The organism is Enorma sp., assembly GCF_982429025.1.
In genome coordinates this window covers 1-18103 of the sequence record NZ_CEWCAA010000007.1, presented here as the reverse complement: position 1 = coordinate 18103, position 18103 = coordinate 1, and the positions used below count along the sequence as shown (strand labels likewise).

The window sequence follows — 18103 nt, the reverse complement described above, 5'->3', positions numbered from 1 at the left end:
CATCTCTCAGAATTATCGAATAATTTATAGAAAGTAGGAACGAAAAATCGATAAAAAGTTCGACAATTTAGCCACAGAGAACGCCGCAACGGCATAGAACGGTCATGTGCGAAAAAAAGCCCCTGTGGAGCAAGGCCGGCTTCAGCCGCCTTCCGGATGCGAAGACTCTGAGAAAAAACGTTGACCCTGCAGCTAGATGAGGTATACTTCTACGGTCATTTGCAGAGCCCCGTGAATCTCTGTTACGACACGTCTTATTGGAGGAGTCCGAAGTGATTTCAAAGTCGACTCACTACGCCAAGCAGGGTGAGGTCGCCCGCAACTGGGTCCTCATCGATGCTGAGGGCAAGGTGCTCGGCCGTCTGGCCACGCAGATCGCCATGATCCTGCGCGGCAAGAACAAGCCGCAGTACACGCCCAATTCCGACTGCGGCGACTTCGTGGTGGTCATCAACGCCGATAAGGTCCAGCTTACCGGCAACAAGGCCGACCACAAGACCTACTATCGCCACACCGGATACAACGGCGGCCTCAAGGCTGAGAGCTTCCGCACGGCGATGGAGAAGCACCCGGAGAAGGTCATCGAGCGCGCCGTTCGCGGCATGCTCCCCAAGACCACTCTTGGTCGCAAGCAGCTCGCCAAGCTCAAGGTCTATGCTGGCTCCGAGCATCCGCACGCTGCGCAGAATCCCGTCAAGATCGAGGTGGAGGCATAAGCTATGGCTGAGAACACCGTTGTCTATCAGGGCACCGGGCGCCGCAAGAACGCCGTGGCCCGTGTCCGTCTCGTTCCCGGTACCGGCAAGGTGACCGTCAACAAGCGTGATGCTGTCGAGTACTTCGGCCGTCAGCAGCTGCTCGATGGTGCCCTCGCCCCCTTCAAGGCGACCGATACCATGGGTTCTTTCGACGTCATCGCGCTGTGCGATGGCGGCGGCATCTCCGGCCAGGCCGGGGCGCTCCGTCTGGGCATCGCCCGCGCGCTCCTCGCTGCCGGCGATTACCGTGCTGACCTCAAGCGCGCTGGCTACCTGACCCGCGACTCCCGCGTGGTCGAGCGCAAGAAGTACGGCCTCAAGAAGGCCCGTCGCGCTCCGCAGTTCTCCAAGCGCTAAGGTCTTATCGGCGTTATACCGATTCCTTTGCGGAGCCCACCGACTCGATCGGTGGGCTCTTTTTCTTTGCGCGTTCTCGCGGGCAGACGGTTGTGCGAGGGATGGGGCGGCGACGCGCCCGCGCGTGGGATGACCATGGCGCGTGGGAGGGCGTGCCGCGCCGGCGGGCGGCTGCGCGAGGGGCCGTGCTGGCACGCGGCTGCGCGAGGGCCTCGTTGGCACGCGGCTGTGCGAGGGACTGTGCTGGCAGGGCGCCTGCGCGAGGGTAGCGTCGAGCGCTTCAAAGCGGGGGCGGCGACTCGATGGGTTCGAAAGCTCCCCGCTCCATTCGATTTGCGGTACGATAGTGCCGATTCAATTCCGTCTGAGCTCATTGGTTGTTCCAAGGGGGATCATGCTCAAATCGTTTTTGAAATCGCTTCGCCTGCACGGGCGCGATAGCGTGCTGCTTTCGCCTCTGGCCGGCAAGGTGATCCCGCTCTCAGACGTCAAGGACCCCACGTTTGCCTCGGGCTCGCTTGGCGATGGCGTCGCGATCGAGCCGACGGGCAGTAAAGTTGTTGCGCCCTCGGATTCAAAAATCCAAGCGATCTTCCCCACGGGCCATGCCGTCGCGCTCCATACGAACGAGGGGCTCGATGTGCTCATCCACGTTGGGCTCGATACCGAAAAACTCGATGGCCGCCATTTCACCGTCCACGCCGCGGTGGGCGACACGGTCAAGAAGGGCGACGTCCTCATCGAATTCGACCGCGACGCGATATGCAAAGAGGGGTACGATATTACCGCACCTATCCTGATATGTAATTCCGTCGAGTTTTCCAGCATCAAGGGGAATGTTGGGGACACGGTTTCTGAGCTAGAGCAGCTCATCACGGCGCGCGAGCGGTAGCGCGCGGAACCTAGGCACGTCGAGCCAATCGGGCTCGCAGTCATACCCAGGTGAAAGGGGTTCGGTATGTTGAAGATCGTCAGCGCGCGCGACTACGATGACATGAGCCGCAAGGCGGCCAACATCATCTCCGCTCAGGTCATCCTGAAGCCGGATACGGTGCTGGGCCTTGCCACGGGCAGTACGCCCATTGGCGCGTATCACCAGCTCATTGATTGGTACAAGAAGGGCGACGTCGACTTTTCCCAGGTTCGTACCTATAACCTGGATGAGTATCGCGGCTTGAGCCACGACGACCCGCAGAGCTATCACTATTTCATGCGTGATAACTTCTTCGATCACATCAACATCGACCTGAACAACACGCATGTGCCCGATGGCGCCAATCCGGATGCCGAGGCGGCCTGCGCCGAATACGACAAGATGGTTGCCGATGCGGGCTACCCCGATCTTCAGCTTCTTGGAATTGGCAACAACGGCCATATCGGCTTCAACGAGCCCGATGACCACTTCTCCAAGGGCACGCATTGCGTCGACCTCACCGAGTCCACGATCAAGGCGAACAGCCGCCTCTTCGAGCGTGAGGAGGACGTGCCGCGTCAGGCATACACCATGGGCGTGCAGACCATCATGTATGCCCGCATGATTCTCGTGGTCGCCAACGGCGCGGCCAAGGCCCAGGCTGTTCACGATATGTGCTTCGGACCGGTTACGCCGCAGTGCCCCGCCTCGATTCTGCAGCTGCATCCGAACGTCGTCCTCGTTGCCGACAAGGAAGCGCTTTCGCTCTGCGAGTAGGGTGAAATAAAGAGGCTCATAGGGGTCATTCCGCCTGATTGGAAAGGGGCGCTCTCTTCGCTGGGGAGCGCCCCTTCTTTGCATGGAGGGCCCCGCTTTCGATACCGCCCAAGTTCATTCAGGGCACGGTTTATGAGAGAGCATAGAAGAGATCGTGCTCGATAAAGGCTTTTGGATGTCGCGTAGGCTCTTTTAGGGCGCAGCCGCTTGACACGATGGTTAGCTGTTCCATCGTGGATGGCGGCCGCGCCTTTTGCTGTTGGGTGGGTGCCGGTGCATGATTCTCTATCCTGTGCAGTTTTCAACAGAGCTTCTAGGTTTTCAACCGAGACGCACAAGAGCTGGCTGCAATCTGAACAAATGCTGGTAAGAACGGGTTCTCACGGCATGTAGAGGAGTGTTCCTAGTTGGTCCAAGTGTGCAATCAAAATTCTGTGAGAGGGGCTGCATAATACGTAGACGGTTTTGTGTGAGACCACGAATGTTTCATTTGTGTTGCACGAGATATCGGGTGAACCATTACACGGCCCATTAACTGCTATAACGCGAGAACCATTTATTGACACATTAATGTACCCCCACCTAAACAAAATCTGATCCTATTCTAAATCGGTGCGATGTTTGCAGGGACACGTCGCGGTATGTGGTCGCATGTCCCGGTACCGTGTGTTGTAGGGAAGGATGAGGAGTTGGGGATGAACACGACGGTAAAGAAACGCAAGAGCTCAGCGCCTTCAGCGAAAGCAAACAAGACGGGTCGTAGGCGCATGCGCGAGACGGAGGTTGGGCGCGTTCACGACGCGCAGTGGCCGTTGCCCATGGGGCCGAGTTTCACGGTTGCGAGGACGCAGCTCATTCGAGAGATGGTCCGGTCAGTGCGACGATCGGGGGTCGTCGTGCTATGCGCCCCGAGCGGATTCGGCAAGACTGCACTGCTGCTGCAGTTTGCCGACGAGGTGCGCAGAGATCCCGGTAGGGGAACGGTTCGCGTGGTCGATGCGCGAGAGGCGATGCTCGACGAGTTGATTGTTCAACTCGATACGATTGAACGTGAATGCGCGCAGGTGCTGCACCCGGTCATTGCCATCGACGACCTTCCCGCTTTCGAGGGCGAGGCGGCAAAGGAGTTTGTCGCCCATGTGCGCGGCATGCGCGAGCAAGGTGTGGAGTTTGCCATCGCCTGCACGCCATTGGCTGGAGAAACGGTGCGGTTGCTCTCAGATTCGGCGAAGCTCACGGCCAAACAGCTCGCGGTGCGCCCGCGCGAGTTCGCTGAGTGGTCGCGCGTGCTCGCCATTTCCAGCAAGCTTGATGTCTATAAGCTCACTCAGGGCGTACCGGCGCTGGTGGCGGCCTTGCAGGCGACAGTCGATACGATGGGGGAGGAGCGGCAACCGCTTGCCACGGCGACCTGCAATCTGTACAGTTCGGTCCTCGACGAGCTGGAGCGCGCCGATGATGCGATTAGAATACTTGCGGAAACGCTTCTTCTCGTGGGAAGTGGATCCCTGAGGGATTTTGCGGCGGCGGGAACGCCGGTAGATATGTCGTGCCTGCAGCGGCTCGTGCATGATTATCCGGTTTTCGGATACGATGCCGCGACGAACAACTTCGCGTGCATGGGGGCAGACGAGGGTGTTTTGCAGCCAATAGGAAAGCGTATCGCGAAGGGCATGCCGCAGATTGTGCGCCGTGCCGTGCGCATCCAGGTGAGAGCAGGGAGAGCGGGCCGGGCGGTTGAGCTTCTGGACCGATTCCTATCGCCTGCCGACGCTCTCCATGTGTTGTCGCACGATCCTATGCGATTCGTGCTTTCAGGGCAGGCCCCCTTCATCAATAGGATTATCGGCGGGTCGAAAGGTTTGGAGGAGCAAACGAATGCCGATCCCAACCTCGAGCTTGCCGTGTATGGCGCGGCGCTCATCTCGGGCGATATGCGCCTTGCTCGCACCTTGGCAGGTACGTTTGCGATACAAGCGGAGGGCCTTGCTTCGCACGTTGATCGGCATGATTGGGAAGTGGCCCGCGCATTGGGGTCTCTTTGGTCCTCCTGTCGTGGCGTCGGGCTTCCGGAGGTTTCGGGGTTCGCGGCGCTTTCTCCGGGCTCCTGCCAAGATGCAGAAGCGCTTGCCCTTCATGAGCGCTGTTTTCGCGGCCTCATCGAGCAGGGAGCATGGACGGGCGAGGTCGAGCGCTTCCTGGAGCGAAGAGTTGGAAAGCCCTTTCCGCTCGCCTCGGATTCGGTTGCCTGCGGGATTGACATCCCGAATCTTCTGCTTACCTGCGATGTGCTGCTTGCGGAGGCGCTCACTGGGGTGCTCGGCCGCATCGACGAACGAGATAGCGCGCTTGCGGCGCTCGTCGAGCCGCTCCGTGAGCAGCGCCTGCTGCCAATCTTGAATCACGTGCGGCTCGTGTGCTCGGTCCGAAGGCTTCTTTCGGGCACCCCGCTGGTCGACGAGCAAGCGGTGGTAGACGCCAACACGCTGGCGGTAAGGACGTCCGACCTGTCACTGCAGCTGTTCAGCACGATTATGGAAGGGTGGCAGGATCTCACGGTCAATCAGGCGGGCAGCGCGCGGTTTCGCGGGCAGCAGGCGGCAAGGCTAGCCGATGCCCGCCACCCGTTTCTAGCACGCGGAGCGTTCTTTCTCGAGCGGGTAGCGAGCCTGCGCAGCATATCGCAGCTCGCCATTCGGGAGGAAGCTGGTGCAATCGATCTTAACCGGCGCGATGTAGATGCCGAGGATGTGTGGGCTTGCGCGCTCTACCTGTCTGCAGCCCATTGCGATGCGGAACTGACGGCTTGGTGCTCGCTGCAGAAGGATACGCTGTTCACTCCTTCGTTCAGGCTGTTCGCACGCTTGGCGCTTTCGGTGATGGGCGAGAAGGCGGACGCACTTCGAAGGATGCTGCCTCGCCCCATGCTTCCGTACTACATCTTGGATGTCGGCGTGGTGTCCGCCCCATTGTTCGACGAGCCCGATCGCGCGGCCAAGCAGGAAGAGGCAGTGGGGCACATTACCTTCCGCATGCTCGGAGGGTTTTCGATTGAGCGCAACGGGCACATCATCACGTCAAACATCTGGAAGCGCAAGAAGACGGGCATGCTCGCGGCCCGGCTTGCCTTGGCACAGGGCGGGCTTGTTGATCGTCAGGTGCTGTATGACGAGTTCTGGCCCGAGATGGATTACAAGCACGCTCGCGAAAACCTCTACGCAACGGTATCGATGCTTCGGCATTCGCTCGGCGAGAACGGGAAAGATGGCCCGCAGTACATCGTGCTTCAAGGGGGAAGCATTGGCGTCAATCCGGAGTTCATTTCTTCGGATGTGCAGTTCTTCGAAAAGCTCGCGCGCATCGTGCTGCTCGGCCATGTGCAGCTCAGCGCTCCGAAGACCATAGAGCTCTGCCTGCGCATCGAGCAGCTCTATACAGGGCCGCTATTTGTCCCCACGGACGGCGTCACGACGTACTTCCAAAGGATGAAGCACGTGTTGCAGTCGAAGTTCATCGACTGCATGGTTCGCGGGATAGATGTTGCCCTCGCCGAAGAGGACCTGACATCGGCACTTTGGATGGCAGAGGCTGGTCTTCAACAGGATGCAACGAGAGAAGACTTGATGCGCAGCGCAATGCACGTTTACGACGAGCTGGGACGGCGAAAGGATATCGTGGAGCTCTACGGCGCGCGCATGCAGAGCTTGGAGATGCAGGGGAAGGGAGGCCCAGAGCCGGAGACGAAGCGGCTCTACCGTGAAATCATCGAACGGTATCGCTTGCGCAGCATCATGTAGCGGCGATGATGCTCGTCCACGCGGTCCGGCTGGGCCTTGGGGCCTGGCCTCGTGGTCTGGCCTAACATAATCCGGCTGGGCCTCGGGGCCTGGCCGATGGAACTAGTCGAGTTTGATCTTCTCGACGTCATCTCGGGAAGTTTCGCGGTAGATCGAGAACTTCCTGCCGATAACCTGGACGACTTCAGCACCGCAGCGCTCGGCGAGTTCGTTGGCGGCTTCGCGGACGTCGAGGCTCGAGGTGTCGAGCACTGAGCATTTGATGAGCTCGTGTGCCTCGAGCGCGGCGTTCGCCTGCTCGACCGTGCCGTCGTTCACGTCTCCCTTGCCGATGATGATGGTGGGGTTGAGATGGTGCGCCAAGCTGCGCAGCTGTCTGATGTTCTTGCCGGTCAATGCCATGGTTTTGCTCGCTTTCCGGGTGTGCTCGCATGCATGTTCTATAAGCCCGAACACGATACCGTAAAGAGCCGGTCAACGGCAAGGATGCATGCGAGACTTCACAGCTTCCGAGCAGGGTGGTCCTCACGTTTCACGTGGGCGGCCCCCCGCCCGGCGGCGGCTATCTCCAGGACGGCGCCGTGTGGCGTCGGGGGGTGCAGCGCGTATCTTGTGTGAAGGACCTCGTGCAGAGAACAAGGAGGGCGTGGTCTCTGCCTGCGTCTTTTCGGTGCGTGCGCGGTGCGTATTTACCCGCGCCGACGTTTGCGCAGGATGCACTCAAGGCCATCAACTATATGTTGTGATACCGTTCACGGAATGACACAAGATATTGGATGCGTGTTGACGGGATGTTGATAGAATCGAATACAGCTGTCGCGGCTTCGGCTCTTGGGCCGGAGTCGGTCCTATTCTGTCCGCACGCGGCGCAATACTCCATGTACCGCGAAGCGCCCTCAAGAAAGCGAGGCATATCCATGGCGACCACGATTGACGAGCTCGTAAGCCGCCGGTTCACAAGCGACCTCGAGCGGCCCGAGAATGCCGGGAAAACCGTCTACGACCTGTTTGACTGGTCGAAGCGCGACGTGCTTCTCACGGACTACAAAACGGGCAAGACGCTCTGCGAGATGCACGATCTTGAGTTTCCCGTGAGCTATTCCCAAAATGCGGTGGATATCATCGCGTCCAAGTATTTTCGCCGCGCCGGCGTTCCCGGCACCGAGCATGAGGTGTCGCTCCGCCAGGTGGCGCATCGCATGGTCGATTTCTGGGTCGCCGCGCTCATAGAAGAAGGCATGATCGAGGAGGGCGAGCAATCGCAGATACTGTATGACGAGCTCGTTTACCTCATCTTGGACCAGCGGTTTGCCCCCAATTCGCCGCAGTGGTTCAACACCGGGCTCAAGCGTTCGTACGGCATAGCCGGCGAACCTCAGGAGATGTATTACGTAGACCCTCAGAGCGGTGAGGTCGTCGAATCGATTGACCAGTACACCCGAACCCAGGCAAGCGCGTGCTTCATCGTGAGCGTCGAAGACAAGCTGTTGGGCGAGCACTCGATCTCGGATGAATATGTGACGGAGACCAAGCTCTTCAAGGGCGGGTCGGGCACCGGCTCCAACTTCAGCGCGCTTCGCGCCGAGGGCGAGAAGCTCTCGGGAGGCGGCGTTTCGAGCGGCGTCATGAGCTTCTTGCGCGGCCTCGACCGCAACGCCGACGCCATCAAGAGCGGCGGCACCACGCGCCGGGCCGCAAAGATGGTCTGCCTTGATATCGACCACCCGGATATCGAACAGTTCATCACGTGGAAGGCGAAAGAGGAGGACAAGGCCCTCGCCCTCATGAAGATGGGCTACGACGGCGATATCAACGGCGAGGCCTATTCCACCGTCTCGGGCCAGAATTCCAATAACTCGCTGCGCATTGACAACGAGTTCATGGCGAAGGTCATGGAGCTGCCGGAGAACCCCGAGGTGGCCTACGAGCTCAAGGGGCGCGTGGACCCGTCGTTCGATCACAAGGTTTCCGTCAAGCACATCTGGGACACGTTTAACGAGAGCGCGTGGCGTTGCGCCGACCCCGCCCCGCAGTTCAGCGACACGTTCAACGAGTGGCACACCTGCCCGGGCGGCGAGGACGGTGTGGTGGGCGCGAGCTACAACCGCCTGAACTCCACGAACCCGTGCGGCGAGTACGCATTTCTTGACGATTCGAGCTGCAACCTCGCATCGATCAACGTCTATCGTTTCTACGACCCCGCGACGGACCGCTTCGATGTCGAAGGGTACGAGCATGCAATCGACTTGATCCAGCTCGCGCTCGAGGCGTCCATCGCATGGGGCCAGTTCCCCACGAAGGACATCGCGCGCAAAACCTATCGTTTCCGTGCCACGGGCCTCGGCATCTCTAACCTTGCGAGCCTGCTTATGGCGAAGGGGCTGCCCTATGATTCTGCTGCCGCCCGCGCCCTTGCCTCGGCACTTGTGGGCACGCTGACCGGGCGCAGCTACACTGCTTCCGCCATCATGGCGCGCAAGGTGGGGCCGTTCGATTGCTTCGATATCAACAAGCGCCATATGATGCGTGTGATTCGAAACCACGCACGTGTGGCAGGCGCCCGCAACGATGCCTTCGAGGGCCTCACCGTCGAGCCGCCCATCGTGGACTTCGACCTGCTCGCCGCTGCGGGCGAGGAGGAGCTCGCTTCGGCGCTCATCGAGAGCTGGACGTTTGCCGAGGAGCTCGGCGAGCGCTACGGGTATCGCAACGCGCAGGTGAGCGTCATGGCACCGACGGGTACCATCTCGTTCGCTATGGACTGTGGGGCCACCTCCATCGAGCCGTTCTTTAGCCACATGGCGTACAAGAAGCTCTCGGGCGGCGGGTTCATGACCATCGCGAACCCGGTGATCGGCGATGCCTTGCGCCATCTGGGTTACACCGAGGACGAGGTGGAGGACATCCTCGCCTACGTGCAGGCAACAGATGAGAATGGCATGATCGTTGACGGCAAGATTGAGGGGGCACCGCATCTCAAGCGCGAGCATCTGCCCGTGTTCGACACGGCGAATGTTTGCGGCTCGGGCGAGCGCTTCATCGCTCCGCGCGGGCACGTGCTCATGGTGGCGGCGCTCACACCGCTCGTCTCCGGCGCCATTTCCAAGACGGTGAACTTGCCGCGCGAGGCTACGGTTCAGGATTTCAAAGACGTCATCATGCTTGCCTGGCAGACGGGTTGCAAGGGCATCACGCTCTATCGCGACGGCTCCAAGAATGCGCAGCCGCTCAACACGACGCTTGCCGACGACACCGACGAGAAGGATTTGGGCGAGCTCTCGTACGAGGCGCTGCTCGCATATGCGCGCGATGCACAGGGGCGCCTCGCCACCGCCCAGAAGCCTGCCCAGCGTAAGCGCATCGTGGGCATCCGCGACGGGCGCACGCATCTGGCGCAGATCGACGGCGTGAAAATCTACACGACGGTGAACCGAAACGATGCGGGCAAGATCTCCGAGCTCTTCGTAACGACCGACCGTGAGGGCACGACCATCATGGGCCTTCTGAACTCGCTTTCGAAGACCATCTCGGTCATGCTGCAGTACGGCATTCCGCCGGAGAGCATCTCCAAGATGCTGCGCGGTCAGATGTACGAGCCCTATGGCTTTGTTCAGAGCCATCCGAACATCAAGTACGTGACGAGTATCTCGGACCTTATTTCCAAGGTGATCGATATCGAGCTGGGGGACTACACACGCGTGCAGGTGAAGCCTGAGGGTTGGAGCCAGATTGCCGGCGCCACGCCCGCGCCGCCGGCGGCCGTGCCGCGCGTGGCCGAGCCCGATCCCGACGAGGAGCCAGTAGCCACCGAGGAAGAGCTTTCGCGTCTTACAGCGGTGAAGGAGCAGGAACTTGCCGAGGAGACGGGCGCTGTCGATACCGGCGATGTCTATACGGCGGCTTTTGTGAACGAAGCCGTGCATGACGCCGCCCTTCACGGAGAGCGCCTGTATGACGGAAGCACCTGCCCGACCTGCGGAAGCTCCCGCATGGTGCAGAACGGAACGTGCAAGGTGTGCATGGACTGCGGTACTACGACGGGGTGCAGCTGATACCGCTCGATAACCCATACGCGTCTTGGCATCCGGGTGCGTCTTGCCATTCGGATGCCTGTCCGCGCGGTATCGTCTGCCTGCGAGGTGCCGTTCACCGAGATCAAGGGTGTCTGGCTGCAATCCGTACCTTTTTGGTGGGGAGCCGGGGCTTCGAGGTGCGCGATGGTAAGCTGAGGGCTTGTTACGCGAGACAAGGGAGTTCCCATGTCACGAGAAGCCAAGCCTTCCCAGCCTCATCAGGCACCATCTTCTCGGCAGCCTGTTCATCGCTCCGCGCCTGCCGCGGGCGGCTCCCAGTCCCAGGCAGCCCATCACTCCGTGCCTCCCGCTCGCGGTGTCCAGCGCTCTGAGGCCGCTTATCGTTCCGCGCCTGCCGCTAGCGACGCCCATCGTCCCGCGCGAACTGGAGGCATCCGCCGTTCCGCATCCGCTGCAGGCGCCCATATGCGCGCGCCCGAGCGCGAGGTCCCTCGGCCTGCGGCGTCTGTCGGCCGCACCGCTGGAACCCATGCGAGCTGCGCTGCTCAGGCGCCTATCAACGCCGTTGACGCGGCTCACCGGGCCGCCCGATCCGACGCCGGGCAGGCTGAGCGGTTCCGTCGAGAGGCGGCCGGGCATGCGGTTGCTGCAAAAGCATCGCCTGAGGCGGGCAGATCGGGCCGCGCACTCGTAGTCGTTTCGGTGCTCGTTGGCATTGCGCTCGCGGTGGCGTTGCTCGTTGTGGTGGGCAGCGCGGTGGTCGGCGCCTTGTTGCAGGATGAGCAGCCTCGTACTGAGGTTGCAGCAAGCGATAGCGCGGCGAGTACAACGCCCGAGGACGTGTTTGTGCTCGCCACGGACGGTGGGGCGATAGAACTCGATGGCTCGGCCTACTCGCTCGTCTCGTCCGGCGACGGGTATTCCTTTGCAAGCCAGCGAGTGGGCTCGACGGATGAGCCCATGGCGCTTTTTGAGGTCACGGGAGAGCCGGTCGGCTTCGCGATCCATCGCGGCACGTTTTATGTGGTGTCAAATGCGGATGGCTCATGTTACGTGCAGTCTTTCGTTCCGAGCGACGGGTCGATCCCTGCGGATTACTACAGCGGCACGGGCACGATTTCGACCATCGATATCAAGAATGCGCAGCTCATTCTCACCGATGACGCGGGCGAGCAGCGCGCTATCGATTTGCCACAGGGGTAGGCTGCGCCCCGGGGTTGGCTCGCGAGGCAGGCGGCAGGGAAGTTGGGCATGTGGAAGCAGTCGCCGATCTGCCCTGCCGAATATCATTCGCAGCTATAGGTAGGCAAGGAGCGAGACGTAAGATTGGGCGCTTTCGGGAACGGAGAGCGTAAGCTCTTGGCCCAAGGCATCAACCGTGACGTATGAGGGATCGGCATAGGTGGTGACCGTTGCGCTTGCTCCTTGGTAGGTGGTGTTGAACGTTCCGCTTGCGGATGCATCCGAGGGAAGCGTCGTCACGCTCCACGATTCGATGTTGAGCTGGTCGATGGCGGAGACAACCTGGCTCTCGCTCATGCCGGTTGCAGAAGCGATAGCCGAAACGTTCTCGCGCAGCGTGCTGTCGATCTGACCCTTGATGCCCGATGCATCAAGGGCGGCGTTGGCAACGCCGGTGCCGATCATGTCTTCGAGCGGCGTGCCTTTGAGCGCAAAGTTCCACGCGGCCGAGAGCACGCCCAGCACGATTACAATTCCCAATAAGGTTCCGGCAATGGCCCGCGTAACCGTTCTCAAATTCTTCCGCCTCCTCAGCCCCGTTTACGTCTTGCATTTCCGTATGCCCAAACAGCCTGCATCGATCTTTATCTAGTGCGAGGCTCCCAAAAAGCCCACACCGGTCAAGCCCACGGCAGCGCCCATCGCCCCATGTGCCCGTACCTGGCCTTTGCCCTGCAAGTACGTAGCGCAGGGGCCCGGCATCTTCCTCCGCTGCGAGTTCCGCAGCTGCTCGTAGCTTTGCTACGAGCAGCGAGGACTGCTCGAGCGTCGGAGGAAGATGCCGGGCCCCGCCGGGAGCCTAGTTCTTGAGCGAATTGAGTGGTGCCGGGAATCGCCCACCGCGGTGCGCAAAGACCGTACCGGCGTGCGGGTTCACCTGCATGACCGGAGCGCGTCCAAAAAGACCGCCGTACTCGACCGTGTCGCCCACGCCCTTGCCGATGGCAGGGATCACGCGCACGGCCGTCGTCTTATTGTTGATCACGCCGATAGCCATCTCGTCGGCGATGATGCCCGCAATCGCCTCGACCGGCGTGTCTCCGGGGATGGCGATCATGTCCAGGCCCACCGAGCACACGCAGGTCATAGCTTCGAGCTTTTCGAGCGACAGGGCGCCTGCCTCGACCGCTTCGATCATGCCAGCATCTTCCGACACGGGGATGAACGCACCCGAAAGGCCGCCCACGCTCGAGGTGGCCATGACGCCGCCCTTCTTCACGCAGTCGTTGAGGAGCGCCAGCGCCGCCGTGGTGCCGGGGCCGCCGCAGGTGCCCACGCCGATGATCTCGAGAATACGTGCCACCGAGTCGCCGATAGCGGGCGTCGGGGCGAGCGAGAGGTCTACGATGCCCTTCTCCACGCCCAGGCGCCGCGCAGCCTCGCGGCTCATAAGCTCGCCGGCGCGCGTGATCTTGAACGCAGTCTTCTTGATTTCTTCGGCCACTTCCATCATGTTGGCGGTCTCAGGCAGTTGCTCGAGCGCGGCGGCCATCACGCCGGGGCCGGAGACGCCCACGTTGATGACGGCGTCGGCCTCGCCGGAGCCGTGCACGGCGCCGGCCATGAAGGGGGAGTCCTCGACCATGTTGGCGAAAACCACGAACTTCGAGGCACCCACGGAGTCCTCGTCGGCGGTGAGGCGCGCTGCATCGAGGACCGTCTGCGCCACCATGAGCACGGCATCCATGTTGATGCCAGCGCGCAGGCTCGCCACGTTCACGCTCGAGCACACGCGGCTCGTGTTGGCAAGGGCCTCGGGAATGCTTTGGATGAGCCGTCGGTCGGCGTCGCCGACGCCCTTTTGCACGAGAGCCGAGAATCCGCCAAGGTAATCGATGCCGAGGGTTTCGGCAGCGCGGTCGAGCGCGTGCGCGAGCGGGGTGAGGTCCTCTTCGGCGCAGCACGCGGCGATTTGCGCCACAGGGGTAACCGAGACGCGCTTGTTCACGATGGGAATGCCGTATTCGCGCTCGAGGCTCTCGGCCGTTTCCACCAGATGCTCGGCGGTCGACGTCACGTGGTCGTAGACCTTGGTGCACATGCGGCCCAGATCCTCATCGGCGCAGCCCATGAGCGAGATGCCCATGGTCACGGTGCGAATGTCCAGATGCTGCTCCGCGACCATGCCGCGGGTTTCGGCGATTTCTGCCGGGGTGATAGCCATAGGAGCTCCTGTCTGCCGTTTCACGTCCGTCTATTCTACCGTGGGCGGGTGCTAGGCTGCGCCGAAGCGCGGCGTTACCCGCACGTTAACATGAGAATGGTACGAACGTGGCACGCAGACGATCGGCGTGCGAAGGCGAAGGCGGGCGCCTGCGGCGCGCGAGCAGCGCGCGTGGACAAGGGCAGGCGCGCGGGTGCGAGCGGCATGCGAAGGCAAGGACGGGCGTGCGTTCGCGCGGCGTGCGCGGCCGCGAGCAGCGCGTGCGGTCGAGAGCGGGGCATCCTTGCGCGAACGAGGTCCGCGGGCCCTGTAGTTATGCAGCTTGCACGTCACCAGTGGCGTAGTCGATATCCCAACCATTGGCGGTGTTGTAGACAAGCACCCGTTCATCGATGCTCCCGTCGTCGGTCCTGATGTCCACGACCACGGCGCGGGGGATGGTCTCGTCACCTTGATAGATGGGGGTCGCAGCGTACCAGAGCATGCCTTGCGGGTTTTGGTCGAGCCACGTGCGTGCGAGGTCTTCGGTGTAGCCCATACCACCGGGCGAAACATTGTCACCGATGTTTTGAGTGCGGGTACCGGGCACGATATTCGCTGCTTCCATGGAACCGCCTAGACTCCAGGCGACGAGATGGCTGCGGTTCCACAAGCGTCCGTGGTAGGTGCGTCTTCCGTCAATTCCCTCGATTGAGATCTCGGGGTTTATGCGTGGCCAGCCAACAGGGTCTGCAGGGTCGGGTGCGTCATTGCGGTCCTGAGCCCTCACGGCGGCGCGCATCTCGCCCGTGATCCAGCCGCCCGCCCAGGTGGCTCGCCCAAGAGCGTCGAGGTCGCCGTAGGCAATGCCCGGATCGGCGCCTTCATCAACATCTTGCGCCGTGCCGAGCACGCGGTAATAGTCGGGGTAGTCGTTAGCCGACCAGGTGAGATCTGCTTCGCCTAGCTGCGCGATTCCATTGTTGGCCTGTTCAGGCGACCTGGTGTCGGTAGCCTCGATAAAACCCGATGCTGCGAGCAGCGCGTCAAGCGGATTTGGCCCATCGACGGCGGCGTAGCCGCCCAGCGCGGCGAGCACGGCGACCATAGCGGCGATCCATCGGGCAAAACGGCGGGGCAAGCGGGGCATCATCTCTCCTTCGGTAGCGGTTTGAAGCAAAACTTGCCTCAAAGGATCGAATTTTGGGCTAAGGGTCAAGTAGCAGAAAATCAGGCGCCCTCGTGAGCTGGTGTTTCTTGCTGCTGTGTAGGCAGTGTACTAAGGCTGTCCGCGAAAAAACGATCCTTTGGCAGGAGTTTTGCAAAAACGGGCGAAGCATGGTCCTGCTTGCGCGCGTTATTGCCGCGCCCGGGCCGTGCTTCGCCCATTGCACGCATTCTCGACGGCGCGTGAGGTCGGCATCGGCCTTGGGCGCACCCGCGACGGCGCGTGAGGTTGGCATCGGCCTTGGGCGCACCCGCGACGGCGCGCAGCCGGCATCACTCTTTGAGCACGTCTTCGACGATGCGCGCCGTCGCGGCGGCATCCTTGGCGTAGAAGTCCGCGCCAATCTGCTCGGCGTATTCCGGGGTGAGCACGGCCCCTCCGACGATGATCTTGACTTCCGGTGCCTCGCGGTGCAGAAGCTCGATCGTCTCTTCCATATTGGCGACTGTGGTGGTCATGAGGGCGGAAAGCCCCACGAGCTTGAGGTCGCGCTCGCGCACGGCATCGAGTATCGCGTGCGGGTCCACATCGCGTCCCAGGTCGAAGACCGCGTAACCATAGTTTTCAAGCAGCATGCGAACGATATTCTTGCCGATATCGTGGATGTCGCCCTTTACGGTGGCGAGCGCAATGCCGCCTTTGTCGCCGAGCTCGCTGGCCGGCATGACCGCGCGGATGGTGTCAAAGCCTGCACGCGCCGCTTCCGCCGAGGCCATGAGCTGGGGAAGGAAGAAGGCTCCGCGGTCGAATCGGTCGCCAACCTCATCGAGCGCAGGGATAAAACATTCGTTGATGAGCTTCATGGGTTCACATTTTTGTAGCGCCGTACGCGTGGCGGCTGGCATATCGCCCTTGCGTCCAGTGATGATGAGATGGCGAACGGTGTCGCTTACGTCGGCTGAAGAGGCGCCGGGCTCAGCGGCGCTACCGCCCGTGGTGCTCGCTGCGGCAGCGTTCATCGTGGCAGGTGCCGCCATGGCGTTGCCGCTACCTCCAGTGAGGGAAGCCTCGGCGCGCCCATCGGCAGCCTTATAGGGGTCGGGGGCACCCGCGTAGCGCTCGATGAATGCGGCCGAGCCCTCGTCTTCGGCGTTCAGCACGCGGAAGCTGCGCACCACATCCATATAACGATCCGAGCCGGGGTTCATGATGGCGGCATCGAGCCCCGCGCCGAGCGCGGCGGCGAGGAAGGTCGCGTTTAGGAGCTCGCGCGCAGGCAGACCGAAGCTCACGTTCGAGACGCCAAGCGAGGTGCGCACGCCCAGATGCTCTCGGCAGAGCTCGACGGCACGAAGGATGTCGAGCACTTGGTGCTGGTTCGTCGAGGCGGTCATGACGAGGCAGTCTACGAGAATCCGCTCGCGGCCGATCCCATAGCGTGCGGCTTCCTTCACGATGCGCTCGGCAATTTGCAGGCGCGCTTCCGCCGTCGCGGGGATGCCGGCCTCGTCGAGCGTGAGGGCTACGATGTCGCAGCCGTAGTGCGCCGCGATGGGAAGCACCGCATCCATGCTCTCGCGCTTTCCGTTTACCGAGTTGATGATGGGTTTCCCTGGGTAGCGTCGCACCGCAGCCTCGATGGCGACGGGGTTGGTCGAGTCGATTTGGAGGGGAAGGAGGGTCGAGCCCTGCAGCTCCTCGCACGCGCGCACCATCATGGCGGGTTCGTCGATCTCGGGCAGGCCTACGTTCACGTCGAGCACGTCGGCGCCCTGTTCCTGCTGGCTGATGCCCTGACCGACGATGTAGGCGAGGTCGCCGGCACGGAGCGCTGCCTGGAGCTTCTTCTTGCCCGTCGGGTTGATGCGCTCGCCGATGACGGCGATGCGACGGCCGTCGAGCATGGTGAGCTTTTGGGCGCTCGTGCAGGTGAAGGGATGTGTCGCCTGCCGCGGCTTGGGCTTATGGCCGCCAAGCTTCTGGGCGAGGAGACGGATGTAGGCGGGGGTGGTTCCGCAGCAGCCTCCAACGATGCCCGCACCATCGGCGATTATGTCGCCCACTGCTTCTGCATAGTCTTCGGGCGTGATGTCGTAGACGGTTTGGCCATTCTCCACGCGAGGGAGCCCGGCGTTCGCTTGAACGATAAGGGGCTTGTTGGTCACGGCGAGCATGCGCTGCGCGAACGGGCGGATTTCCCGCGGTCCGAGTGAGCAGTTGATGCCGAGGGCGTCCACCCCGAGCGCGTCGAGCGATGCGGCGGCGATCTCGGGCGAGGTGCCGAGGAACGTTCGGCCGTCGGCCTCGAAGGTCATCGTGGCGATGACGGGCAGATTCGTACACTCCTTGGCGGCGAGCACGGCTGCCTTGACCTCGAGGAGATCGGTCATGGTCTCGATGACGATTAGGTCGGCGCCCGCCTGCTCGGCCACACGTGCCTGTTGGGCGAAGAGCGCGTACGCCTCATCGAACGAGAGCGTTCCCAGGGGGCGCAGCAGCGCGCCGATGGGCCCGATGTCGGCCGCGACATAGCGCGGATGCGCGGCGCGTGCCGCCTGCACCGCAGCTGTGAAGACGTCCTCAACCGACGCTGCGTCGCCGAGCTTGAGCGCATTGGCACCGAAGGTATTGGTGGTGACCACCTCGCTGCCTGCCTCAACATAGGCGGCGTGCACGCGAGTGATGACTTCTGGGTTCGTGAGGTTGAGGAGCTCGGGGACCTCGCCCGCCGCCATGCCCGCAGCTTGCAGCATGGTGCCCATGCCGCCGTCGAAGAGCAGGTGGCGCCGGCCCTCGAGGACGAGGCGCAGGTCTTTGTCAGCGATGTGAAGTGTGTCGAGCGTGCGCGGGCGGTAGGTCTCGCCGGCGGCAAGTCGCTCGGTGAGCGGGGCGAGAGATGCGTTTGGTGTAGGGG

General features: G+C 62.0%; 12 protein-coding genes. 7 read left to right on the top strand and 5 right to left on the bottom strand.

Annotated features, from left to right (window positions below; all coding sequences use genetic code 11):
* The first annotated feature begins 272 nt into the window (after window positions 1–272).
* From rplM to AC1VS5_RS02360, 5 genes are all read left to right on the top strand, one after another.
* On the top strand, window positions 273–716 hold the full coding sequence (gene rplM / locus AC1VS5_RS02380) for a 50S ribosomal protein L13 (protein ID WP_019128896.1): 444 nt from the start codon (window positions 273–275) through the stop codon (window positions 714–716).
* A gap of 3 nt (window positions 717–719) precedes the next feature.
* Window positions 720–1115: a 30S ribosomal protein S9 gene (gene rpsI, locus AC1VS5_RS02375; protein WP_481217572.1), complete on the top strand. Its 396-nt coding sequence runs from the start codon at window positions 720–722 to the stop codon at window positions 1113–1115.
* A gap of 394 nt (window positions 1116–1509) precedes the next feature.
* Window positions 1510–2007, top strand: coding sequence for a PTS sugar transporter subunit IIA (locus tag AC1VS5_RS02370; protein WP_019128898.1), 498 nt, complete (start codon window positions 1510–1512; stop codon window positions 2005–2007).
* Window positions 2008–2073: 66 nt separating this feature from the next.
* Entirely contained in the window at window positions 2074–2805 is a 732-nt protein-coding gene (gene nagB / locus AC1VS5_RS02365) for a glucosamine-6-phosphate deaminase (RefSeq protein ID WP_019128899.1), read from the top strand.
* Window positions 2806–3500: 695 nt separating this feature from the next.
* Window positions 3501–6602: an AfsR/SARP family transcriptional regulator gene (locus tag AC1VS5_RS02360; RefSeq protein ID WP_481217571.1), complete on the top strand. Its 3102-nt coding sequence runs from the start codon at window positions 3501–3503 to the stop codon at window positions 6600–6602.
* Window positions 6603–6704: 102 nt separating this feature from the next.
* On the opposite strand, the gene yhbY is transcribed toward AC1VS5_RS02360, so the two are convergent.
* On the bottom strand, window positions 6705–7004 hold the full coding sequence (gene yhbY, locus AC1VS5_RS02355) for a ribosome assembly RNA-binding protein YhbY (RefSeq protein ID WP_087185904.1): 300 nt from the start codon (window positions 7002–7004) through the stop codon (window positions 6705–6707).
* A gap of 515 nt (window positions 7005–7519) precedes the next feature.
* Here yhbY and AC1VS5_RS02350 point away from each other — a divergent pair.
* Both AC1VS5_RS02350 and AC1VS5_RS02345 read left to right on the top strand, forming a co-directional pair.
* Window positions 7520–10654, top strand: coding sequence for a vitamin B12-dependent ribonucleotide reductase (locus tag AC1VS5_RS02350; protein WP_481217570.1), 3135 nt, complete (start codon window positions 7520–7522; stop codon window positions 10652–10654).
* A 447-nt stretch (window positions 10655–11101) separates the two neighbouring features.
* Window positions 11102–11839: a hypothetical protein gene (locus tag AC1VS5_RS02345; RefSeq protein ID WP_329740215.1), complete on the top strand. Its 738-nt coding sequence runs from the start codon at window positions 11102–11104 to the stop codon at window positions 11837–11839.
* Between the two features lie 93 nt (window positions 11840–11932).
* Here AC1VS5_RS02345 and AC1VS5_RS02340 read toward each other — a convergent pair whose 3' ends face one another.
* The 4 genes from AC1VS5_RS02340 to AC1VS5_RS02325 all read right to left on the bottom strand — a co-directional run bounded on the left by AC1VS5_RS02340 (window position 11933) and on the right by AC1VS5_RS02325 (window position 18014).
* Window positions 11933–12358: a hypothetical protein gene (locus tag AC1VS5_RS02340; protein WP_329740214.1), complete on the bottom strand. Its 426-nt coding sequence runs from the start codon at window positions 12356–12358 to the stop codon at window positions 11933–11935.
* 319 nt (window positions 12359–12677) lie between these two features.
* Window positions 12678–14042 carry a PFL family protein gene (locus tag AC1VS5_RS02335; RefSeq protein WP_329740213.1) on the bottom strand — a complete coding sequence of 455 codons (1365 nt, stop codon included), beginning with the start codon at window positions 14040–14042 and terminating at the stop codon, window positions 12678–12680.
* A 313-nt stretch (window positions 14043–14355) separates the two neighbouring features.
* A complete protein-coding gene (locus AC1VS5_RS02330; RefSeq protein WP_481217569.1) occupies window positions 14356–15171 on the bottom strand; it encodes a DNA/RNA non-specific endonuclease in 816 nt (271 codons plus the stop codon).
* 350 nt (window positions 15172–15521) lie between these two features.
* Entirely contained in the window at window positions 15522–18014 is a 2493-nt protein-coding gene (locus AC1VS5_RS02325; protein WP_481217590.1) for a homocysteine S-methyltransferase family protein, read from the bottom strand.
* Window positions 18015–18103 lie beyond the last annotated feature (89 nt).

What these genes read in the sequence shown, in the direction of transcription:
- AC1VS5_RS02350 (WP_481217570.1), top strand. Translation starts at nt 7,520, where the DNA reads ATGGCGACCACGATTGACGAGCTCGTAAGCCGCCGGTTCACAAGCGAC.
- AC1VS5_RS02360 (WP_481217571.1), top strand. Translation starts at nt 3,501, where the DNA reads ATGAACACGACGGTAAAGAAACGCAAGAGCTCAGCGCCTTCAGCGAAA.
- rpsI (WP_481217572.1), top strand. Translation starts at nt 720, where the DNA reads ATGGCTGAGAACACCGTTGTCTATCAGGGCACCGGGCGCCGCAAGAAC.
- AC1VS5_RS02330 (WP_481217569.1), bottom strand. Translation starts at nt 15,171, where the DNA reads ATGCCCCGCTTGCCCCGCCGTTTTGCCCGATGGATCGCCGCTATGGTC.
- AC1VS5_RS02345 (WP_329740215.1), top strand. Translation starts at nt 11,102, where the DNA reads ATGCGCGCGCCCGAGCGCGAGGTCCCTCGGCCTGCGGCGTCTGTCGGC.
- AC1VS5_RS02370 (WP_019128898.1), top strand. Translation starts at nt 1,510, where the DNA reads ATGCTCAAATCGTTTTTGAAATCGCTTCGCCTGCACGGGCGCGATAGC.
- yhbY (WP_087185904.1), bottom strand. Translation starts at nt 7,004, where the DNA reads ATGGCATTGACCGGCAAGAACATCAGACAGCTGCGCAGCTTGGCGCAC.
- nagB (WP_019128899.1), top strand. Translation starts at nt 2,074, where the DNA reads ATGTTGAAGATCGTCAGCGCGCGCGACTACGATGACATGAGCCGCAAG.
- AC1VS5_RS02335 (WP_329740213.1), bottom strand. Translation starts at nt 14,042, where the DNA reads ATGGCTATCACCCCGGCAGAAATCGCCGAAACCCGCGGCATGGTCGCG.